We start from the raw sequence: 9,181 nt of genomic DNA on the forward strand, positions 1-9,181 counted from the left end.
GAAGCGGGTTTCGCTTTCCAGGTTTCCGCTTTCGCGTTTCCCTTTCCGGCGAGTCCGACTCTATCAGAAGTTTTCCACCGGATTTCCCGGCTTCGGATTCCTGAACGAATCGAGTGCACCCCACAGGGAACGAGATTCCAAGGGGATGGGGCTGCCGAACCTGACCGGTTCGAGGCAACCGCTTGACTCTACAACTGCGCCTGGGGGGTGTCAAAACGGGGACCGGCGGGGTCCGCGTACACCCGGACGCCGTCGGTTCGTCCGGTGGCTGCCGCCTCCGGGCGGGGGTCCGCTCCGTCGACAGCGGGCCGGCGGCCGGCGCTCGACAGTGAGCTCTTTCAGAGTGGCCACGGATCAGGTGACGGGCCAGCGTTCCGCAACTCACGAGGCTCCCGTGCCGTTGAGAGAGGTGCTCGACGTCTCCACTCATCAGCGCAAGAGCCTCGTTGGTTCTCCGCCGGGCACCCGGTCGGCGGCGGGTCCTGCGCAAGACGGATCCTGATCACGTCCTGCTCGACGGGACGCTCGCCGAGTGCGACCGGGTCGGCGACAGCCGGGCCGACTTCTCCCAGAAGCATCGCCGCGGCCCGCACCCACCGCATCATCCGGATCTGCGAACGCCAGGGCGTCCCCGTGCTCGCCGACCGCGCCTACATCGGGGCTGGCCCTGGGTGACCACGCCCATCAGACGGCTTCCCAGCCAGGGGCTCACCACACCTCAGCAGACAATCAACCGAACCCTGTCAGCGGCGGCACGAGCACCGGTCGAACGAAGCATCGCGCGACTCAAGTCCTGGCAGATCCTCCGCCGTCTCACGACCAGACAAGTCGACCTTCGGCGAACCGACAGACCCGGGAGCTTCCACCGGCGATCCTCGTCAGCGTCTCCGTCACGGAGTCGACATACTGGGCCAGCGATTCGTACTCGCCCGTGACCGTGGGGTCACCCACGAACCACCTGCCGACGCGCCCATCCCGCACATCGACGAACTTTCCCGTCCAGCCGTCCTGGTCCGACAGGAACGGGATCCACTCGTTACGCCAGAACGGATAGTCCGGCTGGTCCGGAGGGTCGAATCCACCGGGCATGGAGCGGTTCGCGTAAAGCCTCTCCATCGCCCGGATGCCCAGAAAGAAGCTTCCCTCGTCGGGGAACCCGTCGAAGCCGCAGCATGCCACTTCGTCGTCGACGTCTTCCTCCGGCAGATCCAGATTGTTCTGCAACAGCCACGTCCGCAGGTCCCCGTGCAGGGAGATCCCCATCCGTTCCTCGGCTGCCGCGAGCATCTGCTCCGTAGCGGGCCCTGGCAGATCCGCGTGATCGGCCGGCGCGTGCTCCCGAAGAAGACTCATCACACGCGACCAACTGTCAGCCACACTCATCGCCCTCTGCCCTCTGTCCTCTCTATAGGGAGGCTCCGTCCGACTACGCCACTGCGGAGGTTGGGGAGTACCGGCCGGAGAGCCTTGCAGGGATGGCACTTCGCGCATGCGTTCCATCCCTCCCCGCGATCATCTTCCGCCCCGAAGCGCAGGGCCGGCCCCTCAGCGAAGTGACCGCCCGCGACTTTTCACAGACAGCCCACTGTGCCCGGCGGGCCCAGCCGAGGAGCTTCCAGAGCTCAAGCGAGGGCCCCGGCGTCACCCTGGAGTGGCGAAGCTGAAAATGCTCACTCAGCGAAACGTATGGACCAATTCGATCGGTCCGACGATGTGGGCGTTGAACTCGTCGAGCTCCGCGGCCGGTACCCACAGTTCGAGGATGGTCCGGCCGCCCGCCTGCTGGACCGGGTACCGGCACAGGAACTCCGTGTCGACCTCGAAGCGCGTGACGAAGCCGGCGCCGTCGTGCTTCACGTTCCAGTCCCGCGCGATCCTGATCGCGTAGTCCTCGTTGAGGACCGGATAGAAGATCGGCTGCTCGGGCAGCCTCGGCGGCCAGGCCCGCCAGTCCAGCTCCTGGAGCAGCGCGAGCTCGGCGGGACCCGTCGGGCGCCACAGGGTCGTCGTCGCGGGCCGGCTGGTCATGGATGCGCCTCCGGGAAGATCGGGGCCGCCGGCGCCCAAAGGCTGGTGGCGGCCGGAAGCCCGGACGATATCCACCCCATCCGGTGGCCGGCCACCCCGTTCCCGCTCAGGACGACGGGACGGACGGCTCCTGTCCCCCTCTACGTCCAGCCGCTATCCGCGCGCCCCACCCGGCTCGGCGCCGCTGACCGCTGCCACGTCGGGCTTCGTGTGCAGGATCTCGCGGGCCTGCTCTGCCGCACGGGCGATGCTCTCGCTGACGAAGTCGGCGAAGCGGGCGATGTTTTCGAGCCGGTGGGCAGCGGGAGTGGCGGAACCGAGGACGGAGACACCCTGCCGCGCGACCTCGACAAGGTGTGCGGTGGCACGGACGCTGGCCATCATCGACTGGTACCAGACGTCGTCGTCAACGACGTAGCGCTCACGCCGGCGTTCGTCGCGTTCACGGCGGACGAGGCCCTGCTCCTCCAGGAACGCGATCGCCTTGGAGACGGACGCCGGACTGACCTGGAGGCGCTCGACGAGTTCGGCCGCGGTGAGGCTGCCGGTGTCGGTGGTGGTGAGACAGGTCAGCACCCGGGCCATCATCTTGGGCGTGCCCGAGGCCATGAGGACGGTGGTGAACGTTTCCTCGTACTCGCGCACGGCCTCGGCGTCGCGTCCGTGCGGCAGCGGGGACGCCACCCTCCCCTCAGGCGCGGACTGCTTGCGCCGCACGCCGCGGCGCTCGGTGGCGCGGTGGGCCAGGTCGGCGCGGTAGGCGGTGGGACCGCCGTTGCGCATGACCTCCCGGGTGATCGTCGACGTCGGGCGGTCGAGGCGTCTGCCGATCTCCGCGTAAGCCAGTCCGTCTCCCAGCCCGAGCGCGATCTGTTGGCGTTCCTGCTGAGTGAGCCTGCCTCCCGGCACCACGTTCTCCCTCGCTGCGTCCCGCTGCTGGCCTCAGCATAGCGTTCACTCTCAATCCATTGCAACAAAACGTCGCAAGGCGTTGCGTTAGCCGCGAGCACTATCGCAACGATGTTTGGCAACTGAGCTGCAAGTAAGGCATCAGCGCGCAGCACGTCCATTACTGCGAGTCTGAATGCAACGTAGCGTTTCCATTTTCAGGAACTAAAGCAGTGCCCGGTCTCCGTCATGCTGGGACCTCCCCGCGCGGGGCAGTTGCGGTTCATCGCCGCCGCCCGGGCCGACAACACGGTCGAGGTGCTGCCCGCGGACGCCGGCAGGAGCCGGGATGTGAGGGCGGCCGAGCGGACCGCGGTCGAGTACACCGACAGCGGGATGGTCAGCTCGGCGCCACATCCCGCACACACGAAAACGAACAATGCCCTCCGCAAAGAAGGGAGGGGGCATGTTGCAGCCCTGTGGCGGACCTTCCAACGTGTGTTCTCAATCCACGGCGCGGGATTGAGCACCGCCACGGTGTGTAACGCACCGTTCGAATCCCCGACGTGCCGGGTGCCTCCCGCAGTAGTGAACGCCTGCTGTCGGTTCTCGGGTTCTGGCGCAAGTTCTGTGGGGTCGTCACCGAGCGTAACGGGACAGAGGAGATGTTATTGCTCGGGCGTCGTGGGGCGAGGTGACACGGGCGTGCTCGCCGTGCGCTCACCTCAAGAGAACCACCGCCGCGTCGAGCGCCGACAGCGTTACGTCCTATGCGCCCGAAGATATGTCTGACCGGCTCGTTAGGCTCAGCACCATGGCTGCTGATCACCACCACACATGCGCGTGCTGCACAGAACATGGGGACGGCCCGCCGCTGTCCTATGGGGCTCCAGCTCCGGCGGCGTGGAAACCTCGGTACTCCCGGCGGCGGGACAGCGAGCTGACCGCCGACCAATGCATGATCAAAGGTCGGCACTTCTTCGTCCACGGCCTGATCGAGATACGGGTGCGCGACAGCGGCGACACGTTCTCTTGGGGGGTCTGGGTCTCCTTGAGCGAAGCGAACTTCGCCCGGACGCACGACCTGTGGAACGACCCGGCACGCGAGCAGGAGCCCCCGTACTTCGGCTGGCTCTCCACCGATCTGCCCGCCTATCCGCACTCCACACTCCACCTCAAGACCCATGTCCACACCCGCGCCGTCGGTCAGCGCCCACTGATCGAAGCGGAACCCACCGACCACCCCCTCGCGATCGAGCAGCGCGAGGGCATCACTACCAGCCGCGTAAAAGAGCTCGCAGACTTGCTCCTCCGAGGCTGACAGCCTCATTGGTATGGCCCTGTCCCCAGGGTTGTGGTCCTGATTCAGGTCGCACTGTGAGTTACTGCTGGGCTCCCCGGACCTGCTTGGGAAGTTGCCTGAAAACGAACCGTGGTGGTACTGACGGGGCCGACAGTTCGTAGCTGTGAAAGAGGTCTTGCTCCGGCTGGAAGAGTTGCTGTTCCCGTCGATCGTGGACGTCGCGGTGCTGTCGGTGGACGTGAACATCGCGATAGTGCGTGTTGATGCGCGGTGCACCGCCGGGGGTGCCACGTGTCCGGGGTGCGGGACGTGGTCCGACCAGGTTCACGGCTCCTACCTGCGGTTTCCCGCTGACGTTCCCAGTGGGGGACGAAGCGTCGTACTCCAGCTGCGGGTTCGCCGGTTCACCTGCCGGAACGCCGAGTGCGGACGCCGCACATTCGTCGAGCAGATAACCGGCCTGACCCGAAGGCACGGCCAGCAGACCGAGCGCCTGCGCTCGACCCTGGCCGCGATTGGCCTCGCCCTCGCGGGCCGGGCCGGCGCCCGCCTGGCCCACGTCCTCGGCGTATCCGTCAGCCGCAGCACGGTCCTGCGACTGGTCGACGCACTTGCGGAGGCGGAGGTACCCATCCCGCGGGTGGTCGGTGTCGACGAGTACGCCACCCGCAAAGGCCGCCACTACGGCACCGTCCTCGTCGACGTCGAAACCCGCCGACCCATCGATCTGCTGCCCGACCGAGAGGGATCGAGCCTTGCCGCGTGGCTGGCCCAGCGGCCCGGAATTGAGGTGGTGTGCCGGGATCGTGCACCGTTCTTCGCTGAGGGAGCCACCGCTGGTGCCCCGCAGGCTGTGCAGGTCGCAGACCGGTGGCACCTCTGGCACAACCTCGCCGAGGCCGCCGAGCGAAGCACCGCCCAGCACCGCCAGTGCCTGCGAGTCCTGGTCCCGGAGACACCTGAAACGAGCGAGACGGAGCCCGACCCCGCGGAGGAGCCGTCCAGCTCGCCATGGCCGACCGGCCACCGATTCGCCGACCGAACCCGGACCATGCACGGCACGATCCACGCTCTGGTGGAGGCAGGACACAGCCGCCGCGCGATCCAGCGGCAGCTCGGCATGACGAGCCGAACCGTCAAACGGTACGCGGACGCCGCCAGGCCCGAAGACCTCTTCACCGGTCAGTGGCAGGCCCGGACCTCCGTTCTCGACGAGTACAAGACCTACCTCGACGACCGCTGGAACGAGGGCTGCACCAACGCCTCGACACTGTGGGAAGAGATCGTCCCGCTCGGCTACAAAGGCAGCTACCAGCGCGTTCGCGCCTACCTCCACCAAAAGCGCACCTCGCCACGGCCCGTCACAGCGCGCCCGCCCTCACCCCGGACCGTCGCCGGATGGATCCTCCGCCGCCCAGAAACCCTTCCCGAGACCGAACACCTCCAACTGAAGAGCGTCCGGGCCAACTGCCCGGAAATCGACGCACTCACCAGGCACGTCCGGTCCTTCGCGATCATGCTCACCGAGCGCCAAGGCGAACGACTTCCGGACTGGCTCGAAGCCGTCCGGCAGGACGACCTGCCCAGCCTCCACACCCTCGCCGCCGGCATCGACCGAGACCGCGATGCCGTCATCGCCGGCCTCACCCTGCCCTGGAACTCCGGAGTCGTCGAAGGCCACGTCAACCGGATCAAGATGCTCAAGCGCCAGATGTTCGGCCGCGCAGGCTTCAACCTTCTTCGCAAACGGGTCCTGCTCGCCCCGTAATCGTGTTGTCAGTGCCTGATGCGAGGATCCGGGCGACCATACGTAAGGAGATCAGCATGGGCACCTGGGATACCGGCCCTTTCGACAACGACACAGCCGCAGACTTCACCAACGCACTCGACGATGCCGAGCCCGAGGCACGAGAAGCCCTGATCCGAGGCGTCCTCGTCCGAACGATCGACGCAACCGGCTATCTCACGGAAGCGGAAGAGGCGGTGGCCGCGGCCGCCTTGATCGCGGCGCAATGCCCGGAAGGCGACCCCGTCGACACGCCCTACGGCCCGGAAACACCTATGCCCCTGTTCCCCTCCGACTTGCGCGCACTCGCCGACGAAGCCCTCGCCCGCATCGTCGGGGACGAGGATGGACTGGCCTCAAACTGGGTCGACCCGGAGGACTGGAAGCAGTGGCGAGCCATACTCACGCGCCTTCGCACAGTGCTTGCCCCGCCACCCCCTTCCATCGCTCTCTTCGATGTTCAGACGTAACGGAGCGTCACTCAGCACGGAAGTTGTGCCAGAACCGGTTCTCGTGGACAAAGCCACCCGCCCCGGCTCCGTACTCATCGGACACGTCATCGGCAGCGTGATCCAATCCGTCGCCAGCATCACCCTGATGGGCGGCGTCGCCGTGGGCATGGCCAGCCCCAACGCCGATACCGCCACCAACAACGCGATGCCGTTGATCGTCCTGCCGTTGATCTCCAGCGCGTTCGTCCCCATCGAGGCGATGCCCGGCTGGTTCCAGCCGATCGCCCAGTACCAGCCCTTCACCCCCGCCATCGAACCCCTCCCCGGCCTCCTGCTCGGCAGCGTGATCGGACACAACGGCTGGCTCGCCATCGCCTGGTGCCTGGCACTGACCGCACTCGGCTACCTCTGGTCAGCCTCCACGTTCAACCTCGACCCCAAGTAGCCGCCATGGCAACGCGGGCAACCCCCGCAGGCCGCCGCGTACCCCGAGACGACCCCGTGGGAGTACGCCGCCCCGCCCGTGCTGGGGACGTACCCCGCGCCAAGGCGTGGTCCCGTAGAGATCGCATCTCAGGTCGGCCCCCTGCCGAGAAGATCCCGGAGCTACGCTGATCGGGGCAGTCCACAGTGAGCGAGACCCCGGGGGGGGAGCCGTGCACCGACCGCTGCTGTTCCTCGACGTGGACGGGCCGCTCAACCCGTACGCAGCCAAGCCGGAAAGGCGCCCCGCCGGCTACACCACCCTCAGGGTTCCCCGGAACGACGCCCGTGCGGACGACCAGGGCTTGTCGTCCCGACGACGCCCTCTGCGTGTCTGGCTCAACCCCGCGCACGGACGCATCCTGCTCCAGCTCGGCTTCGACCTGTGCTGGGCCACCACATGGATGGACGACGCCAACCGGTGGATCGCACCGATCCTCGGCCTTCCGGAACTCCCCTTCGTCGACTTCGGCGACGTCCTACTCCAAGAACGCCCTGATGGAGTCCACTGGAAGACCGGGCCGCTGGTGCACTACGCCGACGGCCGTCCTTTCGCCTGGGTGGACGACGAGCGGAGTGAGCTTGATCAGGCGTACGTGACCGCACATCACCGAGGGCCCGGGTTCCTGCACCACGTCAACCCGCGGATCGGCCTCCAGGAGAGCGACTTCCACACGCTGGCCGACTTCGCCGGCTCCCTGGACACCTCACGAACCCCCGGCTGAGCACCTCGCCGACTCTCCAGGTTGCCCCGCACGCGAAGCCAACCTTCTTGCCGGGACAGCCATGCGACGTCGTCTCCTCCGATGCGAGAGCTCACATGCCAAGTTCTGGGCCGTACACCTCGCGGGGGGGGTGCGCTCGTCCGGTCCCGCGGGGAGGTACTCCAGGCGAACAGGCCCGGCTGGGGGACGGCACTGCCCCAACGGTCCACGTCCTCGCCGGTCAGGTAGCGGTACAGCCACTCGGCGAAGTTCATGGGGTGGCCGGTCCAGTCGCCCTCCGAACCCTGAACCATGATCCCGTCGTGGTGTCCGTGGACCACTGGGGCAACGAGGATGGCGGCCCCCTGGTCCGTCCTGGCAAGGGCGATGAGGACGTCGCCTGAGCTCGGCCCCCAAGGGCAGGAAGTCGCCCCCCCCCCGCTGATCAGGTGCTGCCTGGTGTCCATCTCCATCAGGAGGTCCCAGCCCTCCCGCTCGGCCGTGTCGAGGACATGGACATGCCGACCGGTTGCCCGCCACGTGCCGACCGCGTCGGCAATGACATATCGATTCTTGAGCACACTGTGCACGGCGCCCAGACCGGACGGGCGAGCGCGTGCGGCTGCCGGCCGTCGTGGGGCAGGCGGTGAGACAGAGTTCCACGAGGCAGGCCTGACAGGCCCCCCCATTCAGTACTGCTGGGCCCGGTAGAGGTCGCGGAGGAGGGCGATTTCGGCGCCGTGGTGCAGGAGTTCCTGGTTGACCCACCACGCGATGTCGATGAACGGCTCTTCGGCGTCGCTGCCGTGGGGGTAGGTGCAGTACCCGACGGTGTCGAGAACGGCCTCGTCGACGGACAGCAGCGCTTTACGCCAGGCCTCGGCGCCCCGAGCGAAGGCGGAGACCGCCGAGTCAGCGTCTCCCCTGACCACGTAGTCGTCCCGGGTCAGCGTGTGCTGACCGACCGTGTGCTCGGCGCGAAGCGTCATCATTTCGCTGAGGTGGCTGAGCCGCCAGGCGATCGTGGTGAACGGCGGCGGCCACGGATGCGGATAGGCGGCGGCGTCGCGCCCCCACTCACCGGTGCCCGCCAGAAAAGTCGCCCGAGCCCCTGGCCCGTCCGCGCGTCGGCGGACCGACCAGCAGTCGGATACCGGCTCCCAGAAGTACTCGCGATCGGTCATGGGGCCGACCGCGGTCTGCTCCCCGTCACCGCTGTCCATGACCGGCCCGGCCAGCCGGCCGGTGAGGCGCTCGCAACCGAAGTCGAACTGCTGCAGCAGGGGCACCAGGCGGGACGGGGTCACAGGTTCTCCTCTTCGCGCTGCCGGTCCTCGGGGGAGCGAGGATCCGCGGGCCCGCCAGCCTGGCACAGGCCCTCCCTGCCCCGCACTTCTATTCAGGCGGCGAAATGAGGGAACGGAACAGCAGCAGAAAAGGTTCGGGAACGCAGAAATGCCCCGCACCGAACCCGGAACGGGTTGGTGCGGGGCATTCCCACAATGATTGTTCGGCGGCGTCCTACTCTCCCACAGGG

At 67.4% G+C, this 9,181-nt stretch carries 9 protein-coding genes and 1 pseudogene; 6 read left to right on the forward strand and 4 right to left on the reverse strand.

What is annotated here, in order from left to right:
* Positions 1-428 precede the first annotated feature (428 nt).
* A pseudogene (locus tag ACFWUQ_RS30160) lies at positions 429-812 on the forward strand (transposase family protein); the annotation flags it as partial.
* A 1-nt stretch (position 813) separates the two neighbouring features.
* Here ACFWUQ_RS30160 and ACFWUQ_RS30165 read toward each other — a convergent pair.
* The 3 genes from ACFWUQ_RS30165 to ACFWUQ_RS30175 form a co-directional block, all read right to left on the reverse strand.
* Positions 814-1,383, reverse strand: coding sequence for an SMI1/KNR4 family protein (locus ACFWUQ_RS30165; RefSeq protein WP_384544351.1), 570 nt, complete (start codon positions 1,381-1,383; stop codon positions 814-816).
* A gap of 291 nt (positions 1,384-1,674) precedes the next feature.
* A complete protein-coding gene (locus ACFWUQ_RS30170) occupies positions 1,675-2,028 on the reverse strand; it encodes a hypothetical protein (RefSeq protein WP_384544353.1) in 354 nt (117 codons plus the stop codon).
* Positions 2,029-2,181: 153 nt separating this feature from the next.
* On the reverse strand, positions 2,182-2,937 hold the full coding sequence (locus ACFWUQ_RS30175; protein WP_384544355.1) for a helix-turn-helix domain-containing protein: 756 nt from the start codon (positions 2,935-2,937) through the stop codon (positions 2,182-2,184).
* Positions 2,938-3,730: 793 nt separating this feature from the next.
* Between ACFWUQ_RS30175 and ACFWUQ_RS30180 the strand changes: the two genes are divergently transcribed.
* From ACFWUQ_RS30180 to ACFWUQ_RS30200, 5 genes are all read left to right on the forward strand, one after another.
* On the forward strand, positions 3,731-4,237 hold the full coding sequence (locus tag ACFWUQ_RS30180) for a DUF2199 domain-containing protein (RefSeq protein WP_384544357.1): 507 nt from the start codon (positions 3,731-3,733) through the stop codon (positions 4,235-4,237).
* Positions 4,238-4,382: 145 nt separating this feature from the next.
* The gene (locus ACFWUQ_RS30185; RefSeq protein ID WP_384544359.1) at positions 4,383-5,987 is read left to right on the forward strand and encodes an ISL3 family transposase; all 1,605 of its coding nucleotides are present in this window, start codon (positions 4,383-4,385) and stop codon (positions 5,985-5,987) included.
* A gap of 56 nt (positions 5,988-6,043) precedes the next feature.
* Positions 6,044-6,475 carry a DUF4259 domain-containing protein gene (locus tag ACFWUQ_RS30190; RefSeq protein WP_384544361.1) on the forward strand — a complete coding sequence of 144 codons (432 nt, stop codon included), beginning with the start codon at positions 6,044-6,046 and terminating at the stop codon, positions 6,473-6,475.
* 43 nt (positions 6,476-6,518) lie between these two features.
* A complete protein-coding gene (locus tag ACFWUQ_RS30195; protein WP_384544363.1) occupies positions 6,519-6,902 on the forward strand; it encodes an ABC transporter permease in 384 nt (127 codons plus the stop codon).
* Between the two features lie 211 nt (positions 6,903-7,113).
* Entirely contained in the window at positions 7,114-7,665 is a 552-nt protein-coding gene (locus ACFWUQ_RS30200) for a hypothetical protein (protein ID WP_384544365.1), read from the forward strand.
* 668 nt (positions 7,666-8,333) lie between these two features.
* Here ACFWUQ_RS30200 and ACFWUQ_RS30205 read toward each other — a convergent pair.
* The gene (locus ACFWUQ_RS30205) at positions 8,334-8,951 is read right to left on the reverse strand and encodes a DinB family protein (protein WP_384544367.1); all 618 of its coding nucleotides are present in this window, start codon (positions 8,949-8,951) and stop codon (positions 8,334-8,336) included.
* Positions 8,952-9,181: the final 230 nt, after the last annotated feature.

This window comes from Streptomyces sp. NPDC058662, from assembly GCF_042716255.1.
Classification (GTDB): Bacteria; Actinomycetota; Actinomycetes; order Streptomycetales; family Streptomycetaceae; genus Streptomyces.

Coding starts and splice junctions, on each gene's coding strand:
- ACFWUQ_RS30170 (WP_384544353.1), bottom strand. CDS start 2,028: ATGACCAGCCGGCCCGCGACGACGACCCTGTGGCGCCCGACGGGTCCC.
- ACFWUQ_RS30165 (WP_384544351.1), bottom strand. CDS start 1,383: ATGAGTGTGGCTGACAGTTGGTCGCGTGTGATGAGTCTTCTTCGGGAG.
- ACFWUQ_RS30190 (WP_384544361.1), top strand. CDS start 6,044: ATGGGCACCTGGGATACCGGCCCTTTCGACAACGACACAGCCGCAGAC.
- ACFWUQ_RS30180 (WP_384544357.1), top strand. CDS start 3,731: ATGGCTGCTGATCACCACCACACATGCGCGTGCTGCACAGAACATGGG.